The organism is Bacteroidales bacterium (assembly GCA_014860575.1).
Lineage (GTDB): Bacteria > Bacteroidota > Bacteroidia > Bacteroidales > JAAYJT01 > JAAYJT01.
Map to the genome: position 1 here is coordinate 106,628 of JACZJK010000005.1, position 21,286 is coordinate 127,913.

Genomic DNA, 21,286 nt, shown 5'->3' on the forward strand with positions numbered 1-21,286 from the left:
AAATTCGCAGATTTGCGACTTCATGAGTGTCCGCTGCTACAAAAGCTTAGACGCAGCAGCAACCACAAAACTTTATCTTGTTCATTGTCACCAACTAAGGCAAAAGCTATTTTCTCCACTTTTTCTTTTTATTTTCATGCTTCCTGCTTCTACCCCATAAGTCCAATGGCCGATAAATATCAATCTTAAAGGGTCTGTATCTTTGGTAATAGTCAAACTTCCTATTTCCCAAATTCTGCAAGTTTCATATCCCTTCGTGTTCCGAACATCAGTATCCAATGTCCATTTAATTTCTCCATTCTCTTTTAGTGTCAGAATTGGCGAAAGCGTATCATTTCGGTTGTCCAATATAAGTTCACCATTACCTGATAACGGAAATCTTGTAGCACTTTCACTAATTTCTATTGGGGCTGTTTTAACAGCAGAAAATGGTCCATCATCCATGCCACAACCGCGTGTAAAAGTGTAGACAACAGAAAGTACAAAACCTAAATATGCAATGACCCCAATCCCTATTATTGAAGCAATTACAATGATTATTTTCTTTAATGTTTTGGTCATTGTCTATTGTCCTAATGTCAAAGGCCTAATTCTGTCGTTTATCAATTACAATGCAGACCAACTCTTTGATTTCGTTAACTATGTCAGCATACAAATGTCAGACAGGCTCTGATATCATCAGGCTCCAGAACCGGGTAGGCAGCAAGTATGTTTTCCGGGGTTTCGCCAGCAGCAAGGTACTCAAGGATGGTTGAAACACTAATCCGTATGCCCCTGATAACTGGCTTTCCGTTGCAAATATCCGGATGGCTGCTTATTCTGTTAATCAGTTTTTCCATAGGTGGTTTTTTACAAAGGTATTAATATTTGCAGGGAAACGACATGGTGAAAGTGCTGTGTTAAATCTTAAAAGCTGTCAATTAAAACATTTTCAAAATAATACAATCCGAATATACGTTTATCCCACTCTCAATTCGGCTAAATTAAACCTTTCCTTCACCTTCGCTCCTTTCGGGTTTTTCTCCAGCGTGCAGCATTCGGTGTAGTGGTCGTGCTCGAAAAACAGGATGTAATCATTTTCAACCGCTTCGTTAAGCAGGCTTTCTTTTTCATCCAGCGTAAGCAGGGGCTGAATGTCGTAGCTCATGATATACGGCAGGGGCAAATGTGCGGAGGTGGGCAGGGCATCGGATGTATAAACCACCGTTTTGCCTTTGTAGCTGATAAACGGAATGGCTTGCCCCATGGTGTGGCCGTTGAATATTTTTACCTTGAAACCCGGGAAGAGCTCGCCATCCTGATCAAATAATCTCAGGCGATCTTTCAAAGGTAAAAGGTTCTCAGGAGGATAAGATGGCTTTTCGCGCTTGTTTGGATTGATGGCCCAATCCCATTGCTGACGGCTTACATGATAGGTTGCGTTCGGAAAGGCTGGAAAAAGATTTCCATTTTCATCCTCGTCCACGCTGCCTCCGCAATGGTCGAAATGCAAGTGGGTGAGAAAAACATCGGTAATATCTTCCGCTGTGAACCCAACCTCAGCCAACGATTTCTTCAGGTTGATTTCGTCGTCGTTCAGACTGAAATACTGCGTGTTTTTATCCTTGTTCTTGTTGCCCATGCCGTTGTTGACAAGTATTTTGCGATCGCCATCCACTACCAGCAGGCAGCGCATGCTCAGCGTAATGTAGTTGTTTTCATCAGCAGGATAAGATTTGCTCCAGATGACTTTGGGAACCACGCCGAACATGGTGCCGCCATCAAGTTTAAAATAGCCGGTTTCGATAGGGTAGAGTTGCATAAAAGGGAAGTTTCTTAATTAACAAGCAGGAAGCTTTCAGGTTCAATTTATTCAGTTTGTGTAGGACCTGTAACGGTTATTTTGGCAGCTTGAGCAAATACTCAAGTCCGTTGAGCTTGATTTCATAAATTGTTTGCAGCAATACACCGAGTTTTCCTTTCGGGAAGCCTTTACGGTTAAGCCATTCAAGATAAGAAACAGGCAAATCGCAAAGAATCCGACCCTTGTATTTTCCAAAAGGCATTTCCATGCTTATTAGCAAACCGAATATTTCAGGACCGGGTTGATTCACTAATACAATGTTTACTCGTCAAACTATTTCAGGTGCTTGCGTAGACTGTTTTTCAATAATCAAATCATTATATGATTTCGAAATGAAATCTTCGGGTTCAATTTTCAAGTAATCCGCATAATGCCTGCACTGCCGCTGCAGTTCTTCCAATCCGATTTCACCAGTTTCATCAATGGCTTCCACCTCAACAAAGGTTCCGAGGTATTGCACTGAATCGAAATGAAATTTCACATTATCAATAAAATAAATCTTCCTGATTTTTTCGACCACCACTTTTACGCCTGATGTTTTTGTAAGGATATCTTTCAATGCCGGATCGGGTTTGTGCTGGTAAAGCAGGACATTGGATTGCTTTGCACCGGCAGTATCCGGGCGTTCGTAATAAATCAGTGAATTTTCGATATTCCCTTCGCGAAGCTTCAGACGGCCTTTTTTAGCATTGAAATAAGTGTCGGTTTGATGATCTTCGCCAATGAATTTCGGGTTTAACCTGAGCAGGCTTTTCTCAAGTTCGTCTAAGATGTTTGTTTGGGCTTTGAATTCGAAGTTTAGAATGGGCATAATGATTTTATTTTGAACCACAGTAGACACAATAGGGCACATAGGGTTTCGCAAAAACTTAATTTCAATTAACAATCCTTTCGATCTTCTATTGTGTTCTTCTGTGCCTATTGTTGTGAGAAAATTCAATATAACCTGCCTCCTGCAGGAACATCTTTATCCGGAACAACAAGCATACAATCATTGTTCTGATCCGGAACACCAAGGGTTAATACCTCCGAAACGGATTTACCGATTTGCCTTGGCGGGAAGTTAACCACACACAAAACCATTTTCCCCTGCAAATCTTCAGGTTTGTAATGAACAGCAAGTTGCGCAATGGATTTCTTGATACCGATTTCTTCACCCAGATCAATCAGGAGTTTGTAGGAAGGATTACGGGCTTCAGGAAATTCTTCAACAGAGAAAATTCTACCGATTCGGATGTCAACTTTCAGGAAGTCGTCGAAGGATACTAATGTGTTTGCCATGGATTCACGGATTAATTATGATGCTGTGATACAGTGATACAGTGTTGCTGTGAAAACCGATAACCGATCACTGAATACTGTTTGCCTTTTTTTGCCACGGATGCACTGATTATATTTTCATTTAACTGATTAGCTGGAATAAATATTTGCCAACTGAATATTGCCAACTGCCAACTTTTATTGGCCATTTCACAGATCAAAAATGCAAGATTTTTAACCAGCTAAAAAGTTCTCTATATGCTTTTTCTCTGACTGGTTTAGATGAGAGCATCACATCGTGCACGGCACCGTCAATGCTGATGATTTTACAGTTGCCTTGTATTTTGCCGGCATGTCTGCTGATGTCTTTCACATTCACCACCAAATCTGCATGTTTGAATTTTTCATTCCATTTTGAACCGCTTGCAGATTTTGCCGGGTGGATGATCAGCAATGGCTTTCTGAGCTCAATACCTTTCCATACCTTTTTCTGGCCCTGGTGAATGGCCCTCACCCAGCCCATGTTTGCGAGCGGCATGATATGGGGTTTCAGGTTGAGGTCATAATCCCATTCGCCGTAATCATTTTTATGCAGGCTCGGGCCATAGAATTTTGAGAACCGGCCTGGAACATTAGCATCCGGCCAGATTTTGCCCAACCTGGCAACAACCGGAATGACAAGTTTCTTGGTTACAATGTCCTTGTTTTGTTCGAAAAACGGGCTGTTCAGGAAGAGCGCATCAAACAAGCCCTTATCCTGATTTTTTTCTGCATACAGAAGCATTATCAGCCCGCCCATTGAATGGCCGCTGAGCAGGATTTTCTCATTTCCTTCGGAGCGGATGATATTCAGCGTTGCATCAATATCCTGGTAATACTCATCCAGATTTCTAACGTTGTTGAATTTCTGATGCGGAAGCCATGAGCGGCCGCACTTCCTCAAATCCAGCGCATAGAAGTTAAAACCTTGCGTGTTGAATTTCCTTGCCAGGTCTGTATTAAAAAAATAATCGTTGAAGCCGTGCACATGAAGTACTGCTTTTACGCTCTTTTCCGGTGCAGGTTTTCTCACGAGTGTGCACACTACTTTGCCCTCGTAATCATCAGGCTGTGAAATGGTAAGGGATTCGAACTCATTTTTTAAAATATCTGTTTTATAACTCATTTCGATCTTGCGAATTTCCTGCGTTTTTCCTTATCCATTTTCTCGGTTGCGTAGCTAATAATCAGGCGACCGCAATGGTCCTTCCATTGTAAAAGAAATGCTTCAATATCGTCCGGGTATTTCTTCCATAGGCCTCTCAATAATGTTCCAATCCCTTTCTGCACATATTCCGAACCATCCATCATCAAGGGTTCAACCAATGGTAACGCAATGTCGGGCGTGAGGCCTGTTTTGATCAGCTCATTCAATGTTACAGGCACAGTCCGGCGCTGCCATTCGGAAGTAGCGATACTCCAGCTTGCGAGTTTCGGATAATCAATTACCTTATCCAGCATGAAATTTTTCAACACAAGCATACAAAGCACATCGGTGTTGGCCCAGTTATCCATTCCCAGTGAGAACCATTTGCCTAAGCGGTCGAAGGTTGCAGGAGTGAATTGCTCCCTTCTTGAAGCAACAAACATAATTGCCAATGAAGCTTCTTCATAGTTTCCTGTCTGAACCAATAGTTCTCCGAGATCAAGATAGTCATCAAGGCTCATTTCATCTTTCCATGTTTCGATCCAATGCTCTTTCTGTTCTTCGAAGGTTTTCTGGTCAATGCCATAGCCCTTGAACCCATCCTTAAAGTAACGGGAGTATTTTGCAATGTTTTCAAGGTTCACATGCTTAGCAAAGAAACCTTGTATTTCATTAAATTTGTCTTCAACCATAGCAGGGGAATTAATGTTTATTTCTTAGTGATCCGGATTGTAATAGCAAATGTATAAAACTTCTCAACTATTAAAAACGAAGTTGTAACCAATAACCTATAAGTATCGTCAGATATTCAAATAATAAAAATGCCTCCTATGAAATCAACATTATCCTTCATCATCCTGACACTGGCCATTGTTTTTAGTGTTAGTGCTCAGCCCAAAACAAAAGAAAATCAACAGTTAAGCAACGCCATTGATAAAATCCTTGAAGAGGATTACAAGGCGGACGGCCCCGGTGTTGCCGTGCTTGTTGCCAAAAACGGTAACATTCTTTATCACAAAGGCATTGGCATGGCCAACCTCGAACTTGGCGTTCCCATGCAAGCGGATATGATTTTCAGGATTGGTTCGATCACCAAACAATTTACTGCCGTTGCTATTCTGCAACTGATGGAGCAGGGAAAGCTTTCTCTTGAAGATGAGATCACAAAATTTATCCCTGATTATCCGACCCACGATCATAAGATCACTATTCATCACCTGCTTACGCATACTTCAGGCATAGCAAGTTATACCGGCATGAAAGATTGGACGCCGGAAGTAATGAAGAAGGATTTCACACCGCTTGAAATGATAGATTTTTTCAAGGACCAGCCTATAGATTTTGAACCGGGAGAGGAATGGCGTTATAATAATTCAGGGTATTTTTTACTGGGTTATATTATTGAAAAGGTAAGTGGACAAACCTATGAGGATTATGTGAGTAAACATCTGTTCGAACCTGCCGGAATGGTAAATTCTTTGTATGGCAATGACAGGAATATACTTAAGAACCGCGCTTATGGATACCAGCAAGGTGAGCATGGTTATGAGAATGCCAACTTTCTGAGCATGACCCAACCTTATGCTGCCGGTTCACTCATGTCAACCGTTGAAGATATGTTCAGGTGGAACCGTACACTTATTTCAGGTAAAGTAGTCAGCCAGGAGTCCCTGGCGCTCGCATGGACAAACTACACCCTGAACAACGGAAGCATGATCAATTATGGATATGGTTGGATGCCGGGAGATGTGCAGGGATCGCCTATGATAGCACACGGAGGCGGGATCAATGGTTTTATGACCCATGAAGCATATTTCCCTGCCGAAGACTTATATGTTGTCCTCTTTTTGAACTGCACCTGCATAGGAACCGAAGCAGCACATAAAATTGCCGCACTTGCCTTAGGTAAGCCTTTCGATTACAAGGAAGTAGAAATAGAAGCGTCAAAACTTGAAGAATACACCGGCGTTTATCAGAACAGCTCCGGAAACCAGCGCAATATCTACATTGAAGATGGTAAACTTATCTCGCAACGGGTTGGTGGCGGAACTTTCCGCATCATTCCATTTGAGGCAGAAAAGTTTTTCTTTGAAAACTCACTCACGAAGATTGAGTTTACGCGGAACCGCTTAAACGAAGTTGCAGCCGGGATTATGAAATCGTCAACCGGACTTCCCGAAACCTGGGAGAAAACAGAATTGCCGTTACCGGAAAAGCGCAGGGAAATTGAGGTTCCCGAAGAAATTCTAAAAACCCATGTAGGCAATTATGAACTGATGCCAGGTTTTGTGCTCTATATCACACTCGAAGATGGCAAACTTATGGCACAGGCAACCGGGCAGAGCACAAACGAACTCTTTGCCGAATCTGAAAGTGTTTTCTTTCTGAAAGTAGTTGAGGCTTCGCTGGAGTTTATCAAAGATGAAAATGGTAAAACCGTTGCTTTGATCCTAAAGCAAGGTGGACAGGAGCTTGAGGGGAAGCGGATTCAGTAGCAGTAGGCAGCGGCAGTTGGCCGTGGGTAGTAGTGGGCAATTTGCGGTTTCGGTTCGATAAATCTAAAATCCGAAATCTGAAATCAGAAATCACAAATACTCCCTGGGTTGGATCTCGCCTTTAAGAACCATTAATCCATTCATTGCAAGGGCGCGCATTTCATCTTCGCCAGGATAAACATACACGGGAGCAATGCGGTGAACTCGCGACATGATGCGGTTCACAAACCAGGCGCTTTTTGCAATACCCCCGGTGATGAGGATACCGTCCACATGGCCATAAAGCACCGTAGCCATTGCGCCAATATATTTGGCAACCTGGTAAGCCATGGCATCGAAGATAAGAAAGGCTTTTTCATCACCAGCCTCAACGCGTTGTTCAACTTCGTAGGCGCTGTTGGTTCCAAGGTGGGCCACCATTCCACCTTCGCCTTTCACCATTTTCAATAGTTGTTTCTCAGTATATTTTCCACTGTAACAGGCACGGATCAAATCAGCGCTGGGCAAAGTTCCGCTGCGTTCAGGCGAGAATGGCCCTTCGCCGTCCAACCCCTGGTTCACATCAATCACCTGTCCATTTTTGTGTGCGCCAACCGTGATTCCACCTCCAAGGTGCACGACAATGAGATCCAGTTCTTCATAGGATTTCATAATGGATTTGGCGTGGGCGCGGGCAACGGCTTTTTGGTTCAGAGCATGGAAAATGGATATTCGTTTGAAATCAGGATGGCCCGCAATGCGTGCGATATCCTGTAACTCATCCACAACTACGGGGTCGGTGATATACGCTTTGGCATCAGGAAGGGAACGGGCAATATCGTCGGCAATCAAGCCACCCAGGTTGCTGGCATGCTCACCCATCGGACTGTTCTGAAGATCAGCCTTCATTTTATCGTTCACATAATAAATGCCTGAAGGAATGGGCTTGAGCAAGCCGCCACGACCAATTACGGCACGGATCAGATGAAGCATGATCTCTGCTTCTTCCATTTCGCGGTAAATGATTTCCTTACGATAGCTGTACTGATCTGTGATTTTCTCAAACTTCGCCAATTCTTCAGTTGAATGGCTGATATTTTTCACGAACACAGGGGATGGGCCGGCGTAAACCGCAATCTTGGTGGATGTGGATCCGGGGTTAATAGCCAGTATTCTGTAATCTTCCATGCTTATAATGATGGGCTTGGTTGGTAATTTATATTAACTAATCGCTGCCGCCAAGGCAATTGACATAAGTTTGCTTTTCTCTGAATCGGCGCGAGATGTAAGCACAATCGGAACTTTGGCCCCCATGATCACTGCCGCTGTTGTAGCTCCGCCCAGGAAATTCATGGATTTGTAAAGCACGTTTCCGGTGTTGATGTCGGGTGTTACAATCAGATCCACATCACCGGCAACATCACTTACAATGCCTTTGTGATGCGCTGATTCAGTCGAAACGGCATTGTCCAGGGCAAGGGGCCCATCAATGACGCATCCTTTGATTTGTTTGCGACGGTTCATTTGCGTGAGCATGGCAGCATGAACAGTGGCTTCCATCTTTGGATTCACAGTTTCAACGGCACAAACAATAGCAACTTTGGGTTCCATGATTCCAAGTTTGTGGAATACTTCAATGGCGTTCTGAACCATGCTGACCTTTTCTTCAAACTCAGGCGCAACATTCATGGCGGCATCAGTTACTCCCAGCAATTTATGATAAAACTGGGTTTCGAATAATGCCACATGGCTCAGGGTTGCTCCCTTGCGTAATCCGTTTTCCTTGTCGAGCACGGCTTTCAGCATGGGGCCGGTTCCCACAAGACCTTTCATCAGAATATCGGCTTTATTGTTGCGGATGAGAGAAACAGCCTCCACGGATGCCTTGTAAGGATCGGCAATATCAATTATATGAACATCGCTGAGGTTGAAGCCAATTTCTTTGGCAATACTTTCAATAGCAGCTTTTTCGCCAATAAGTATGGGGTCGGCAAAACCTTCCTGTTTGGCCATCATGATGGCATCCAATACATGTTTATCGGCAGCGGCGGCCACGGCGATGCGGCAAACGCCTTTTTGTTTGGCAAGATCGAGGAGTGAGGTTAAGGACTTTAGCATGTTGCGTTAATTTTTATAATGAGATATTGTTGGATTAGGATTTGGGTGCAAATTACGGAAAAAACCGGGAATTTTCATTTGCCACGAATGCACGAATAAATTCAAAGATGCCACGAATGCACGAATAAAAATTATTATGCTACGGATTCACGGATAAAATCATGAAACCATGCAGAAATATCATTTTGACCCTAAATCTCCGCCACGGCGAGGACTTTGAATTTTGAACTTTACCTAGTTGCTATGAAACTCAATCTTCCTTTGGATCGCACGGATACAAACCGGACAGAAATTATCGTAGCCTGCTGATTTCATGGTGCAGTCGTAAAATGGGCGGTAAACCCCTTTTGCAGTATAGCCACCGCCTTCAAACACGCCAACGGTGGTTTTGTATTGATCTTCGCCGGGTGTGGGAACCGGGGTTTCAGCATCCAGCACGTCTTGCCATTTTGCTTGAAAATCAACCATTGTGGTGATGTTGGGTTCCCAGGGCTCTGTTGCGAGGTCATAATAATCGTTATAAGCCACTTCCGAACTGTAATATTCGTCGGCCAGTCCGGCAAAGGAATGCCCGAATTCATGTATGAACACATAATCGGAACGCAGGTGGTCGGTGGTAGTGATCGCATAATAGTTATAAATTCCGCCGCCACCGTATTGCTGACTGTTTACCAGAATAACAATCTGATCGTAAGGAACATTGGCAGCCAGGTTGCGCGTGTTTTTCACATCCATGGTGGTGAGATAGCGATCCAAACCGAAAGTGTAAAAATTGGAGTTCATCACGGTTTGTTTCCAGGTATTGGTTCCGGGAACATCAGTGCCCGATTCGCCGGAAGGCGCAAGCACCGCCCGGATGTTTATCTGATCGGTGTTTTCACTGAAGGGTTTGGCCTTGAGCAGGTATTCTGCGAACCGCAGGCAGTCGCTGCGGAATTTTGCCATTTCGTTTTGGGTATAACCTTCGGGAAGGAAAACAACGTCCAGCGCTTTCCATGAATCTGTGGCCACACGAACTTCAAATACGGGATATACCGCTTTGCGTTCGCGCGAAATGAAAATGCTGGTAGGATCAATGGTATAGCGGAAGTTTTCGAACCAAACGTTTTTTTTATCCCGTGTACTGAACACAACATATATTTTATTCAAGGGAAAAGGGAACACCAGGGTTTCGTTGAATGTGCGCCAGGTTTCACGGGCTTCACCGGTGGTTTGCCACTCCGAAAATAGCGAACTGCTGCTACTTGAAAAGATCAGGGTTTCCGTTGCAAAATCATAGACTTCAAATTTATGGTTTCCGTAACCGAATGCATCAATCAGCTTGGTTTTTGAACCGCCCCAATAGGGTTCTTCAATCATTTCATCAATGCTGATGATTTCGGTTTCGTGGTTGCCGGTGCGGAAATAATCAAGCCGCAGGGTTTTAAAGGCAAAGTAATCATCGAAGCCGGGAAAGGCATTTACGGTGATGAAACAAAGTAAGACAACAAGCAATGTTCTCATATGGCAGGGGTTTATTTTTCGAGCCGTGAAATTAAGCATTTCTTTGATTTTGCGAACCGGGTGGAGCTGGAAAATTGCAGCCTTTTAGGTAAAAAAAACCAGTTGATTTTACGAATACCGGCAATAAACCAGCGAATAATAAACGGATACTTGCTACCATACACTTATTTGCAATCTGCAGGAATGTAGGTGCAAAGCCGTGTATTCTTTCATGACAAAAAATGAAAATTTTCATTTTGGAGTAAGGGTAAGTGATGATAAGATTGTCTTAGATACCACGAGTATTACTGACTTTGAAATAGCAGCGATAAGCAAAATGAATTTGTGTAAAGCGTAATTAATTAACCATAACCCCCAACCTCATGAAACCACATTTACCACTTATCATTTTAACATGCCTGAGCCTGCAACTTTCGGCTCAGATTAAAAACACTTACAGCTTTGCCCAGGGCGACACCATTCAGGTAAGCGTTAGCTGGGATGCCTGGGCTATAAGCGGCGATCCAATACTGGGTTGCAATATCTATCGGATCGAAAATATGGATGTGCCGCTCAATGAAACATTGCTCACCTCTGTGGATTCAACTTACCAGTTTATTGATGATACAGAGTTTGACCCGTATTTCCCGCCTAAATATACGATCATGGCCATTCGTAGCAGCGATACCGTGGAAGTGGCTTATGCCCATGGATTCTCATCCATGGAATTCAAAACTGTGGGAACAGATTCGCTGGTGATGGAATTTGTTGTCTGGAACCCTGATATGTGTTGCCTGGGGGTTAACATTCTTCTCGAAGGCATTGTGGCAGGATATACAAACTATATTGATCCGTTCACACTTACATTCCCTCCTGGAATTTCTCTGTCAGGGGATTATGATTATTTTGAATTAGCATTTTTATCGGATTGGGGATTTTACGCTGATTTGAAAATTACCGAGGATTTTATTGCACATTTTCTCACCACTGTTGGTATTCCAGAAATTGAAGAACCGGTTCATCAGCTTGGTATTTTTCCTAACCCCCTCACTGAGGGCAGCGCTTTAAGTTTCTATCTTGCTGATGGTTCACACAGCCAAATTGAAATTTATAATCTCACTGGCAAGAAAGTGAAATCAGTTTTTGTGGGTTACCTTCCGGCTGGGTCTCATAAATTCAGCATCAATAAAAATGAATTTGCTCCCGGCTTGTATTTTTCCCGGCTACAAACCTCCGCTGGAAGCGTGGTTGGGAAAATGATGGTGAAATAATCCTTCTCCGACAAGTGTTATGAAACACATAGACACATAGTTCACATAATAGAAGGCTCTATATGAACTCTATGTGTCTACTGTGTCTATGTGGTAAAAAAAGATTTCAGACTTGGGTTGACCGCCGTTCTTAATCCTTGTGCGGATTCTATCAGATTCCTGAAATGTTGTACTTTCGCCACTGTTTTTCTGAAACATCCCAAATCCTATAGTTATGCAATTCGTATTAACCAGGGAATATCTCAGCACACTGTCCGACGCCATTGAGCGCCAGGATCAGCATTATGTGCGGCAGATGCTGGATGAATTGTATCCGGCCGATATTGCTGAAATCATCGAAGACCTTGATCTCGATGAGGCAAAATACGTTTTTACTTTGTTGGATGGAGAAGAAGCCGCCGACGTGCTCATGGAACTCGAGGAAGATGTACGAGTAGATTTCCTTGAGAATATTTCCTCGAAAGACATCGCCCGGCGCTATGTTGATAATCTCGATTCCGATGACGCCGCTGACTTGATTTCCGAACTCCCGCTTTCGGTTCGCTCAGAAGTGCTCTCACATATCGAAGATGAAGAACAGGCAGCCAACATCGCCGACCTGCTGAATTACCCTGAAGACTCTGCCGGTGGATTAATGGCCAAGGAATTGGTAAAGGTAAACATGGATTGGTCTGTGACAGCCTGTATGCGATCCATTCGTAAGCAGGCCGAGGAGATGGAGCATTTTTATGTTGTTTATGTGGTGAACGATCGCAATATCTTGCAGGGCATCGTTTCGCTGAAGGATATTATGCTTGCACCGGCCAAAGCCAAAGTGCTGGAAATAATTGATGGAGACATCCATTCTGTGAACGCCAATATGGAAGCCGAAGAGGTTGCTAACATGATGCAAAAATATGACCTTGTGGTTGTTCCGGTGGTGGATGACCTCGGTCGGTTGTTGGGTCGCATCACCATTGATGACGTTGTGGATGTGATCAAGGATGAAGCCGACAAGGATTATCAATTGATGTCCGGTATTTCTGAAAACATTGAAAGTACTGATAGTTTGTGGATTCTTTCACGCGCCCGTTTACCCTGGTTGCTGGTCGCACTCTTTGGAGGTATTATTGGTTCGCGTGTGATTAGTATTTACGAACCACAAATCAAGATTTATCCCGAAATGGCTTTTTTCATGCCCCTGATTGCCGCTATGGGAGGTAATGTGGGCGTTCAAAGTTCGGCGCTGGTGGTACAGGGATTGGCCAACAACTCGTTGAGCCGGAGCGGGATTGTGCCTAAGCTGTTAAAAGAGTTTTCCCTGGGTCTGTTGCACGGAATCATTTGCTCAACTCTGCTACTGGCTTATAGTATTATTTTCGATCATTCCATGGCGCTTAGCATAACTGTAAGCGTTGCCCTGTTGGCTGTTATCTCATTTGCAGCTATTTTCGGGACCTTTGTTCCGCTGGCCCTCGACAGGTTCAAAATAGACCCAGCCCTGGCAACAGGGCCATTTATAACCACTTCCAATGACATTGTGGGCCTGTTCATTTATTTTATGATAGGCCGCATGATGTATGGTATATTCTAGTAAAACCCAATCTTTCACTCCATCTCACCAATCAATCAAAGATCAAAATCCAAAGCCCAAAACCTAAAGGCTAAAATTTCATTTCACAATAAGTCATTTGTAGATTTACGAATCTTAAATCTGGTATTTTGAATTAGTAATTCCACTATTCCATCTGCCACCAACCCACATTCCCGTTCTTTTGGCGGACAAGTCACTCCATCATTCTAGGCTTCGACAAGCTCAGCCACCGAGTACCATTACTCCAACACTCCAAACTGCATTACTGCATTACTGCATCACAAGAAAAGCGACAAAATTGCTTAGTTTCGAACCCTAAGCTCCTTAGGATATTTACCTGATCAGGAGGATTTTCTTTACCATAACCTTTTCTCCTGTTGTGAACCGCAACAAATAGATTCCTTGTCTGAACCTGCTCAGATCGTAAAGGAGTGTTGATGCATTGCTGATTTCATCTGCCATGATCGTTTCACCGGTAAGGTTCATTAGTTCAATCAATCCTGAGGGTGATGTTCCTCCAAAATCAATCTTGATATGATCATTGGCCGGAATTGGATAAACCATGATTTCATCGCCTTCCACTTTACCGATTCCGGTATAGTCAATAATTGAAAGCTCAAGTGTATGTGAAGCGCTGCTGCAGATATCATACACCGGCAAACCTGTTAACGTTAGATATGCACGTTGAAGCTGGATATCGTTGCTGCCCGGTATATAGGTTGTATGCAGCAATGTAGCGTCATCAAAGGTTCCGTCACCGGAAGTTGACCACAGCAACGATTGGTAATTCTCAACCAGCGCTGCTGTAGCAGTGAAGGTTTCCCAGGGCAGAATTATGGTGTCATTGCCTGCTAAAACTTCGGGTTTGCAAAGGATTGAATCAAGTACAAGGATGTAGGAGTTTGCGAGGAAAGTATCGTTATCTAACTCATTGGACGCTGTGAGTTGCACATCATAACTTCCAGGAGAGTTATACACAACAACCGGGTTCTGAATCACGGAAACCAGAGGTTCCCCACCTTCAAAGTTCCATTGCCATGTATCAGGGTTTCCTATCGAGACATCGCTGAATGTCACTTCCGAACCTTCCATTATCAATGTTTCATTGGCTTCAAACAACGCATTTACAGGTGTGGTAAACGGAACCGATACGATTTCAATATCATCGAAATAAAACCCATCGGCAGTGCTTGTTCCCCAGCTTGAACTATACAAATGAAACCTGATAAGAACGTTCTGACCCATATAATTGCTCAGGTCAATCGTTTCGGTAACCCAATCAAGCTGCTTATCACTATAAACTGGTTGACCGGCAACGGCTGTAAATAAACCGGGACGGGTGTATTCGCCCGCAAGTGGCGACCAGCTTCCACCATTATTTACTGAAATTCTAGCCTGTACATAAGCGCCCATGCCGTTGATATCCCAGCGGGCGTAGTATTTCAGGTAAGCTGTTGCCGCGTTCGGAATAGCAACCTGGCTGCTGGTAGTAATGGTCCGGCTTCCTGAAGAGGGATAGTTTCCTGAAGGGGAATCTGTTATAGAAGATGGAGGTGAAACATATTGAAAATTAGAAAGTCCCCAGTTGCCTGTCCAACCCAGCAGGTTGTTGCAGGGGTCAATAAATGCAGTTTCTGACAATCCGTACCAGATTTGTATTGTATCATATTTAGTATACGAGCCATTATCAACTCCAATCATAAACTCTATCGCTGTGCCGCCACTGATTTCCGGGTCAAGACTATATGAAATTGAGTCAATTCTTTTTTCTAACTGTTCCATATCCAGGAATAACAATGGGTCGCCTGTGCTGAGGATATTTTCGCCAAGTGGTTCAAGAGAAACTGTATATTCGCCACCATCCTGGAAACCAAGCCTTTCAATTTCAAAAACCAGATGACTGTTCAACTTTTTTGTAACCGGAGGGTTTACAACTTTAGCTTCGGCATATTGAAGACTTAGAAAACCCGCCATAAGGCTCTGGTACATATTCTCCTGGCATTGGGGTATGATACGGTTTACTGAAGGCCAGAATCCATCATTAGTTGATCCAACTTCCGGCGTATAGGCAAAAATCTTGGGTTTTGTGAGTTGTTCACCGTACATCCAATCGTCCGATCCACCATTCACATTGTAGAGTATTGTGCTTGCAGGTCCATAGGTATAACCGTTATCAGAGGTCATGATTTGGGAGTGTTTCATGTAAGTTTCATTGTCAGGAGTTGCACTTGACATATAACCCCAGCAGGAGAGCAGCAGGTTAGAATAGGAATGATAGTTTAATGCTTTAGTGAAAGGGATTTCAGCACAAAGATTGCGGATTACCTGGGTTTCAGGTTCTGAAAACGGGCCTGTTCCGCGGTAGGTATCACTGCTGGGTGTTGGCGAAGAACCAGTATTATCGTAACCCCACATATAGCCAAAATTCCTGTTGAGGTCAACTCCATAGCTTCCGCCAGTATTTGCTTTTCGGTTTTTGCGCCACATGCCACCGCCATTCGGATTAGTTTGAATATTATACGCATATCCATCGGGGTTTACCATTGGAACCAGATAAAGTTCAGCATGATCAACCAGGTATTGTATTTCAGGGTCGGAATCATAATTCTCAAGGATGTAATACATAAAGAACAGCAAATGCTGCATCCCAATTGCTTCGCGGGCATGGATCATACCAGTGTACAACACCTTTGGTTTTTCGCCGGGCACTGTATCATTGGCTATCCTTACATAATAAATCGGGCGTCCTTCAATTGTAGTTTCGCTTAAAGGCATCTTTGCAGTGATGAGTCCAGGGTAAGTAGCATGTAAATTGTCGAGGTGGGTATGATATTCCTCTAAGGTGCAAAACCCTGCGTGCGAACCTAATGCGAACCCTTCAGGAACAGGGTAAGTTTCTGAAAGAATGTCGCGGGTTTGCGATTCACCCAAAGGTTCGGACAACAGACTGCGTTCTGCATAATACTTACTTATATCGGCAATGAGAACCTCAAAGCCAAGAGTGTTTTCCTGTAATATTTCAAGTTCTTTGGAAGAAGCTTCAACGATCAGGGAGCCATCTTCAAGAAAATAGGCATTGTCGAGGTTGATGCCAAGTTGCAGCATTGTGAGGGCCTGGGTTGCGCCTTCAGGCACTTTTATCCGAGAGTAATTAGGTGTTTGAGCAATTAGCAGAATTGAGATAAACGAGAAACTGAGAAATAAGTAGAACTTTTTCATGACCGTTAAGGTTAGGTTTAGAGCATCAGCGTGCAGGAATTCGAACGAACAACAAAAGTAATTGTTTCGCAAGAAACATATCAGAAAAACCACAATTAAAAGGATGGATAAAATGAATTTCCCGGGAGGTCATTCTGATTTCCACTGCAAGGTCATCGCCATATGCTGAATATCTTCTTTCAGAAATTCGATAACCGGGGCTAGAGAATCATTATTGGGTACCACGTTGAAGTATAATGCACCGCGTAGAAAGTGACGCGTGCTGTCAGTTACATAAAACTGACAGGTGCTTGCAACCCCGGTACCGCGTATGTTATAGATAATACCGTACACATTTCCTTCTTGGTTAACAATAATGTCTTCCCTGATACCAGATGCTTTTGAGATATGTTTGGTGAGTAGTTTATGCGTATCGTCGAGATATTCAGGCAGGTTATTGTCAACGCTTTTATAACTGAGATGGATTCTTGCCTTGAACCTTGGTATGTCAATATTGATCCACCAGGGCTCAGCAGTCGGTGATGGGTCAATTAAAATATTTGCATAAGTGGGGTACTCAAATGAGTATGGGAACCCGTTTTCGAATTTCTGATAGTTTTTTTCCGGCATGTCAATCCTGAAGAAGGATCTTGGCTTGGGCACGGGAGTTGGTGAACATGCAGCAAAGAGAAGCAATACAAGCAGACTTATTTGAACTATCCGGGCGTGCATCGGCATTACAATTTGTGGAGATTTTTGATAGTAACCTGTATTCGTTTGATCCTGCGCTTATCTACTGCTTCTACTTTAAACACAAAATTGTCGTACTCAACGGTTTCATCTTTTAAAGGAATTTTACCCATTAATTCTAGCAGCAATCCGGCCAATGTATCCGATTCTCCTTTTACCCTCGAAAATATTTTATCTTCAATTCCAATGATCTTACAAAAGTCGTTAAGCAAGGTTTTACCCTCAAAAATAAAATTACGGGCATCAATTTTTGAGTAGGTTATGTCTTCCGCTTCTACATCAAATTCATCGTTAATTTCACCAATAATCTCTTCGATGATATCCTCAAGGGTAATGATACCTGAAGTGCCGCCGTATTCGTCAACCACTATCGCCATGTGAATTTTTTTCGATCTGAATTCTTGTAATAGATCGTTAATGCGTTTATTTTCCGGAACAAAGAAGGCAGGCCTCAACAGATCAGGCCAGGTGATAGTAGTAGGCTTATCCAGGTAGGGAAGCAGGTCTTTGATGTAAAGGATTCCCTGCACCATATCAAATGAGTCTTCATAAACCGGAATCCTTGAATATCCTGAGTTGAGGATCACACTATGTAATTCAGCAAAAGAGGTGTTTATTTCCACAGCGGTGACATCAATACGCGATCTCATGATCTCCTTAACCTCAATATCGCTGAATTTTACAATTCCCTTGAGTATATTTCTTTCTTCTTGCGCCGTATTGTTGTCTGCGGTAATATCAATGGCTGCACCTAACTCGCTGAGGGATACTTCATGACCTTTTCGTTTGATGTGCTTGTCAATGAAAGAAGTTGAATTAACCAGAAGGGAACTCAGCGGATGAAAGATTATGCCAAGGCTCTTCAATAAACCTGATATTCTTGTGGCATATACAAGGGCAAAATTTGCTGCAAACATTTTTGGCAGTATTTCGCCAAGTAAAAGTATAAGCACTGAAACAACTAAAACCTGCAGGATAAATATCAGTATCGGGGAAGCATCAAAGCTGAAAAGTCTCGTGCTTATAAATGTTGAGAGGATGATAATGGAAACATTTATAAAGTTATTGGCTATCAGGATGGTTGCCAATAGTTTCTTAGGCGTAGCAAGCAATTCAAGTACGCGTTGGTTCAGCCTCGTGGAGTTCGAACGAAGACTGTTCAAATGTTCAGGGGTTAATGAAAAAAAGGCTACTTCAGAGCCTGATATCAGGGCAGATAAATAAAGCAGCAATCCCATTCCTATGAAAAGGATTACTACTTCAGATGAAAGGGGTTGCAACAAAATACCTGAGGTAAGGTCAACTGCCTGTTGAAGAGGCTCAGGGTCACTAGCGTCCAATGCTGAAATGATTTAATGATAACTGTTTGAAAAACACTGCAAAAATATAGTATTGCAATGAATAATTCAAGTGCATCAGGTTTGAGTTTAAATTATTTAAACTCGGCTTGGTCAATGAAAATGTTGAACGGACTAGAAAGGCAGGTCGTCAGCCGGTTCTGATATTGCTGGCTCAGGAGCGTTTGATTTATGGGTGTCCTCAATCGGCGGGCTGTATTCACCACCATCCTGGCGGGAGCCGAGCATGATCATGTTATCTCCAATAATTTCAGTGATGGAGCGTTCAACACCATCCTTATCGGTATATTTTCGTGTTGTAATTTTACCCTCAACGAAAATTGATTTCCCTTTACGGAGATATTTTTCAGCAACATCAGCCAGCCCTCTCCATAATGCAATGCGATGCCATTCGGTCTGCTCAACCTTGTTGCCGTCTTTGTTTTTGTACGATTCAGTGGTTGCAAGTGAGAAATTTGCCACTTTTGTGCCGTCCTCGAAGGTGCGGACTTCAGGGTCCTTTCCAAGGTTGCCAATCAGGATTACTTTGTTTAGTCCAGTCATAATTAAAGGTTTTTAATGGAACAATGAGATTTATGAAAATTATTGGAGCAAATATAGTGATAGTAAGTTGGTAAATCAAGCGTTGTGATTGAGAAATTATCTTTCCTTTGTATTAATTTTGGTGCATTATCCGTTGGTTTTTTATCGCTTGACAACAATTATCCGGCCAGCTTTTAGAATTATGCCACCCGAATTAAAAAACGCTTATGATTACTCCCGGAATTTTCAGTCATCTGTCGCCTTTTAAAAAGATTATTCTTCTTACGCTGATTGCGTTGCTTTCGATGCTGGCGATAATGAGTATTGGCTGGCTTATTGCAGGGCTGCTCTTTGATGACTTCCTTTTCGTGCTTACTAATATGACTGATTTTGAAAATGATCAGGTAATTGACTTACTGAAGTATTTCCAGGTTCTGAACCAAATTGGGCTGTTTGTTATTCCACCGTTGATTTTTGCTTACCTCGTAGGTGGTAATGTAAAATCATACTTGAAATTAGACCTAAATCCCGGATTAGGAATTGTAGCCTTGAGTACACTGATGATTTTTGCCGCTTTGCCCCTGGTGCATTGGTCAGCGGGCATCAATGAACTGATCCACTTCCCGGATTGGATGAAAGGTTTGGAAGAATGGTTGAAGCAATCTGAGGAAGATTTACAACAATTATCCTATGCTTTTTTAAAAACAACCTCAATAGGTGGATTTTTATTTAACCTTCTTATGATTGCAGTATTGCCTGCCATTGGTGAAGAGTTACTTTTCAGGGGAGTATTGCAAAAGGTGTTTCACCAATGGTTCAAAAATATACATTGGGCAATACTCATTACAGCCATTATCTTCAGTGCAATGCATTTGCAGTTTTATGGGTTTCTGCCCCGAACCATCCTGGGTATCATGTTTGGTTATTTGTTTGTGATCACCAAATCGTTATGGGTTCCGATTTTGGTACATTTTTTTAACAATGCAGCCGCGGTACTTTCCGCTTATTTATTTCGTAAAGACTTACTTGAAACCGACTATCAGGAAATTGGTCAATTTTCTGAACCAATCTGGGTGATAGGAAGCGTGATTACGGTATTGTTGCTATTTCTTGCAATTCACAGATTATCGGAGAAGCGGGGAGAAGTGAGATAAAAGTAAAAGGAGAGCGCAGCTTCGCTGCGCTCTCCTTTTACTTTTATCCGTAATTAATTAATTATTAGCTCTCTTGCGGGTGGAGTAGTTGATACGAAATGCGCCCACTTTTCTAAGCTCCTGCTTTACATCGGTTACAATTCCCATTCTCACTTCTTCATCCACTTTTAACGATGTGGTCAAAAGCCCCCTGTCAACTTCATCGCGTGCTTCACGTTCAGCAATTATATATGCCTGAATTTCATTTACTGTTGCGAAACGGTCGTTGAGCTGAATACGGGATTCGGTTCCATAAATCTGTGATCGCATAGGAGGCCCGACATAGATATAACTTACCAGGGATTTTCTTTCAATTTTTTGTACCTCTGTAGCGGATGGCAATTTCACCCTTACAATTAAGGTTGTTTCACGCATAACCGTTGTTACCATGAAAAAGAATAAGAGCATGAAAATGATATCGGGCAAAGATGCTGTTGAGATGGCCTGAACTTTTTTACCGCCTTTTTTTCTGAATCTTGACATACTAATTTCCTCCTACATCTTCTGGTTCAGCCTCTGAGATCGCTACAGGAATCGCTTTATTGATAGCATTCAGCCATTCGGGGTTATCCAGTTGGTCGTATCGCAAGCCAAATTCTTCCATGGCAAGTTCATTACGCATTTCGCTGAATGCGGCAGCCAACTCGTTTTGCACCTGTATATACATATCGTACGAAGTACCACGGTCATTTTTTAAGGACACTACACCCCTTGAAACAAATACTTCACCAAAAGGGGGAATGGTATCCAATCGTTTTTCCGGCCAATCACCACGATTTTCACGATTTTGAATAAAAGCCTTCACTCGTTGACGTAACATGGTCAAATCGCCTGGTTCACGGTTAACCAACAATGCATCGCGGCTGTTAACTAGAACATTCATAATATTTCTTTCTCTAACCGGAGGTGGTTCCACAGTTGGGTCAATGGGCGGTGGAAGCCTGCGCACTATCCCTGAATCAACATCCATGGTAGTGGTTACAAGAAAGAAAATCAACAGCAGGAAGGCGATGTCAGCCATTGAACCGGCATTGATTTCATTTACTGGTCTCGCCATT

Annotated in this window: 21 protein-coding genes; 4 read left to right on the forward strand and 17 right to left on the reverse strand. The window is 42.9% G+C overall.

Translation table 11 applies throughout. The features are described 5' to 3' along the window. Positions 1 to 87 precede the first annotated feature (87 nt). The 8 genes from IH597_00875 to IH597_00910 all read right to left on the reverse strand — a co-directional run bounded on the left by IH597_00875 (position 88) and on the right by IH597_00910 (position 4,981). Positions 88 to 561, reverse strand: coding sequence for a hypothetical protein (locus tag IH597_00875; protein ID MBE0660993.1), 474 nt, complete (start codon positions 559 to 561; stop codon positions 88 to 90). An 83-nt stretch (positions 562 to 644) separates the two neighbouring features. Continuing rightward, entirely contained in the window at positions 645 to 839 is a 195-nt protein-coding gene (locus IH597_00880) for a DUF433 domain-containing protein (protein ID MBE0660994.1), read from the reverse strand. A 119-nt stretch (positions 840 to 958) separates the two neighbouring features. Continuing rightward, entirely contained in the window at positions 959 to 1,801 is an 843-nt protein-coding gene (locus IH597_00885) for an MBL fold metallo-hydrolase (GenBank protein ID MBE0660995.1), read from the reverse strand. A 76-nt stretch (positions 1,802 to 1,877) separates the two neighbouring features. Then, positions 1,878 to 2,051, reverse strand: coding sequence for a DUF3820 family protein (locus IH597_00890; GenBank protein ID MBE0660996.1), 174 nt, complete (start codon positions 2,049 to 2,051; stop codon positions 1,878 to 1,880). A 60-nt stretch (positions 2,052 to 2,111) separates the two neighbouring features. Beyond that, the gene (locus IH597_00895; GenBank protein ID MBE0660997.1) at positions 2,112 to 2,654 is read right to left on the reverse strand and encodes a class IV adenylate cyclase; all 543 of its coding nucleotides are present in this window, start codon (positions 2,652 to 2,654) and stop codon (positions 2,112 to 2,114) included. A gap of 125 nt (positions 2,655 to 2,779) precedes the next feature. Then, entirely contained in the window at positions 2,780 to 3,124 is a 345-nt protein-coding gene (locus tag IH597_00900; GenBank protein ID MBE0660998.1) for a tRNA-binding protein, read from the reverse strand. A 196-nt stretch (positions 3,125 to 3,320) separates the two neighbouring features. After that, positions 3,321 to 4,268, reverse strand: coding sequence for an alpha/beta hydrolase (locus tag IH597_00905; GenBank protein ID MBE0660999.1), 948 nt, complete (start codon positions 4,266 to 4,268; stop codon positions 3,321 to 3,323). After that, the gene (locus IH597_00910) at positions 4,265 to 4,981 is read right to left on the reverse strand and encodes a DNA alkylation repair protein (GenBank protein ID MBE0661000.1); all 717 of its coding nucleotides are present in this window, start codon (positions 4,979 to 4,981) and stop codon (positions 4,265 to 4,267) included. Before IH597_00910 ends, IH597_00905 begins: the two co-directional genes overlap by 4 nt. 138 nt (positions 4,982 to 5,119) lie before the next feature. Between IH597_00910 and IH597_00915 the strand changes: the two genes are divergently transcribed. Beyond that, positions 5,120 to 6,784: a serine hydrolase gene (locus IH597_00915; protein ID MBE0661001.1), complete on the forward strand. Its 1,665-nt coding sequence runs from the start codon at positions 5,120 to 5,122 to the stop codon at positions 6,782 to 6,784. A gap of 90 nt (positions 6,785 to 6,874) precedes the next feature. Here IH597_00915 and buk read toward each other — a convergent pair whose 3' ends face one another. The 3 genes from buk to IH597_00930 form a co-directional block, all read right to left on the reverse strand. Further along, positions 6,875 to 7,951: a butyrate kinase gene (gene buk, locus IH597_00920; GenBank protein ID MBE0661002.1), complete on the reverse strand. Its 1,077-nt coding sequence runs from the start codon at positions 7,949 to 7,951 to the stop codon at positions 6,875 to 6,877. Between the two features lie 33 nt (positions 7,952 to 7,984). Next, the gene (locus tag IH597_00925; protein ID MBE0661003.1) at positions 7,985 to 8,881 is read right to left on the reverse strand and encodes a bifunctional enoyl-CoA hydratase/phosphate acetyltransferase; all 897 of its coding nucleotides are present in this window, start codon (positions 8,879 to 8,881) and stop codon (positions 7,985 to 7,987) included. 234 nt (positions 8,882 to 9,115) lie between these two features. Further along, positions 9,116 to 10,384 (reverse strand): peptidase M64, encoded by a 1,269-nt coding sequence (locus IH597_00930; protein MBE0661004.1) that lies wholly within the window; start codon positions 10,382 to 10,384, stop codon positions 9,116 to 9,118. 362 nt (positions 10,385 to 10,746) lie between these two features. Here IH597_00930 and IH597_00935 point away from each other — a divergent pair, with 362 nt between their 5' ends. Both IH597_00935 and mgtE read left to right on the forward strand, forming a co-directional pair. Further along, positions 10,747 to 11,634 (forward strand): T9SS type A sorting domain-containing protein, encoded by an 888-nt coding sequence (locus IH597_00935; protein ID MBE0661005.1) that lies wholly within the window; start codon positions 10,747 to 10,749, stop codon positions 11,632 to 11,634. Positions 11,635 to 11,848: 214 nt separating this feature from the next. After that, a complete protein-coding gene (gene mgtE / locus IH597_00940) occupies positions 11,849 to 13,207 on the forward strand; it encodes a magnesium transporter (GenBank protein MBE0661006.1) in 1,359 nt (452 codons plus the stop codon). A gap of 333 nt (positions 13,208 to 13,540) precedes the next feature. Here mgtE and IH597_00945 read toward each other — a convergent pair whose 3' ends face one another. From IH597_00945 to IH597_00960, 4 genes are all read right to left on the reverse strand, one after another. Next, positions 13,541 to 16,426: a PKD domain-containing protein gene (locus IH597_00945; GenBank protein MBE0661007.1), complete on the reverse strand. Its 2,886-nt coding sequence runs from the start codon at positions 16,424 to 16,426 to the stop codon at positions 13,541 to 13,543. Between the two features lie 129 nt (positions 16,427 to 16,555). Then, positions 16,556 to 17,143, reverse strand: coding sequence for a gliding motility lipoprotein GldD (gldD, locus tag IH597_00950; protein MBE0661008.1), 588 nt, complete (start codon positions 17,141 to 17,143; stop codon positions 16,556 to 16,558). Further along, on the reverse strand, positions 17,143 to 18,393 hold the full coding sequence (gene gldE, locus IH597_00955) for a gliding motility-associated protein GldE (GenBank protein MBE0661009.1): 1,251 nt from the start codon (positions 18,391 to 18,393) through the stop codon (positions 17,143 to 17,145). The genes gldD and gldE overlap by 1 nt, the downstream gene beginning before the upstream one ends. 234 nt (positions 18,394 to 18,627) lie before the next feature. Continuing rightward, positions 18,628 to 19,056 (reverse strand): single-stranded DNA-binding protein, encoded by a 429-nt coding sequence (locus tag IH597_00960; protein ID MBE0661010.1) that lies wholly within the window; start codon positions 19,054 to 19,056, stop codon positions 18,628 to 18,630. 206 nt (positions 19,057 to 19,262) lie between these two features. On the opposite strand from IH597_00960, the gene IH597_00965 reads away from it, so the two are divergent. After that, a complete protein-coding gene (locus IH597_00965; GenBank protein MBE0661011.1) occupies positions 19,263 to 20,189 on the forward strand; it encodes a CPBP family intramembrane metalloprotease in 927 nt (308 codons plus the stop codon). A 57-nt stretch (positions 20,190 to 20,246) separates the two neighbouring features. Here IH597_00965 and IH597_00970 read toward each other — a convergent pair whose 3' ends face one another. Then, positions 20,247 to 20,711 (reverse strand): biopolymer transporter ExbD, encoded by a 465-nt coding sequence (locus IH597_00970; protein MBE0661012.1) that lies wholly within the window; start codon positions 20,709 to 20,711, stop codon positions 20,247 to 20,249. A gap of 1 nt (position 20,712) precedes the next feature. Beyond that, complete coding sequence (locus IH597_00975; protein MBE0661013.1) at positions 20,713 to 21,285, reverse strand: biopolymer transporter ExbD; 573 nt, start codon at positions 21,283 to 21,285, stop codon at positions 20,713 to 20,715. Position 21,286 lies beyond the last annotated feature (1 nt).

What these genes read in the sequence shown, in the direction of transcription:
- IH597_00875 (MBE0660993.1), bottom strand. Translation starts at nt 561, where the DNA reads ATGACCAAAACATTAAAGAAAATAATCATTGTAATTGCTTCAATAATA.
- IH597_00880 (MBE0660994.1), bottom strand. Translation starts at nt 839, where the DNA reads ATGGAAAAACTGATTAACAGAATAAGCAGCCATCCGGATATTTGCAAC.
- IH597_00885 (MBE0660995.1), bottom strand. Translation starts at nt 1,801, where the DNA reads ATGCAACTCTACCCTATCGAAACCGGCTATTTTAAACTTGATGGCGGC.
- IH597_00890 (MBE0660996.1), bottom strand. Translation starts at nt 2,051, where the DNA reads ATGGAAATGCCTTTTGGAAAATACAAGGGTCGGATTCTTTGCGATTTG.
- IH597_00895 (MBE0660997.1), bottom strand. Translation starts at nt 2,654, where the DNA reads ATGCCCATTCTAAACTTCGAATTCAAAGCCCAAACAAACATCTTAGAC.
- IH597_00900 (MBE0660998.1), bottom strand. Translation starts at nt 3,124, where the DNA reads ATGGCAAACACATTAGTATCCTTCGACGACTTCCTGAAAGTTGACATC.
- IH597_00905 (MBE0660999.1), bottom strand. Translation starts at nt 4,268, where the DNA reads ATGAGTTATAAAACAGATATTTTAAAAAATGAGTTCGAATCCCTTACC.
- IH597_00910 (MBE0661000.1), bottom strand. Translation starts at nt 4,981, where the DNA reads ATGGTTGAAGACAAATTTAATGAAATACAAGGTTTCTTTGCTAAGCAT.
- IH597_00915 (MBE0661001.1), top strand. Translation starts at nt 5,120, where the DNA reads ATGAAATCAACATTATCCTTCATCATCCTGACACTGGCCATTGTTTTT.
- buk (MBE0661002.1), bottom strand. Translation starts at nt 7,951, where the DNA reads ATGGAAGATTACAGAATACTGGCTATTAACCCCGGATCCACATCCACC.
- IH597_00925 (MBE0661003.1), bottom strand. Translation starts at nt 8,881, where the DNA reads ATGCTAAAGTCCTTAACCTCACTCCTCGATCTTGCCAAACAAAAAGGC.
- IH597_00930 (MBE0661004.1), bottom strand. Translation starts at nt 10,384, where the DNA reads ATGAGAACATTGCTTGTTGTCTTACTTTGTTTCATCACCGTAAATGCC.
- IH597_00935 (MBE0661005.1), top strand. Translation starts at nt 10,747, where the DNA reads ATGAAACCACATTTACCACTTATCATTTTAACATGCCTGAGCCTGCAA.
- mgtE (MBE0661006.1), top strand. Translation starts at nt 11,849, where the DNA reads ATGCAATTCGTATTAACCAGGGAATATCTCAGCACACTGTCCGACGCC.
- IH597_00945 (MBE0661007.1), bottom strand. Translation starts at nt 16,426, where the DNA reads ATGAAAAAGTTCTACTTATTTCTCAGTTTCTCGTTTATCTCAATTCTG.
- gldD (MBE0661008.1), bottom strand. Translation starts at nt 17,143, where the DNA reads ATGCCGATGCACGCCCGGATAGTTCAAATAAGTCTGCTTGTATTGCTT.
- gldE (MBE0661009.1), bottom strand. Translation starts at nt 18,393, where the DNA reads ATGGGATTGCTGCTTTATTTATCTGCCCTGATATCAGGCTCTGAAGTA.
- IH597_00960 (MBE0661010.1), bottom strand. Translation starts at nt 19,056, where the DNA reads ATGACTGGACTAAACAAAGTAATCCTGATTGGCAACCTTGGAAAGGAC.
- IH597_00965 (MBE0661011.1), top strand. Translation starts at nt 19,263, where the DNA reads ATGATTACTCCCGGAATTTTCAGTCATCTGTCGCCTTTTAAAAAGATT.
- IH597_00970 (MBE0661012.1), bottom strand. Translation starts at nt 20,711, where the DNA reads ATGTCAAGATTCAGAAAAAAAGGCGGTAAAAAAGTTCAGGCCATCTCA.
- IH597_00975 (MBE0661013.1), bottom strand. Translation starts at nt 21,285, where the DNA reads ATGGCGAGACCAGTAAATGAAATCAATGCCGGTTCAATGGCTGACATC.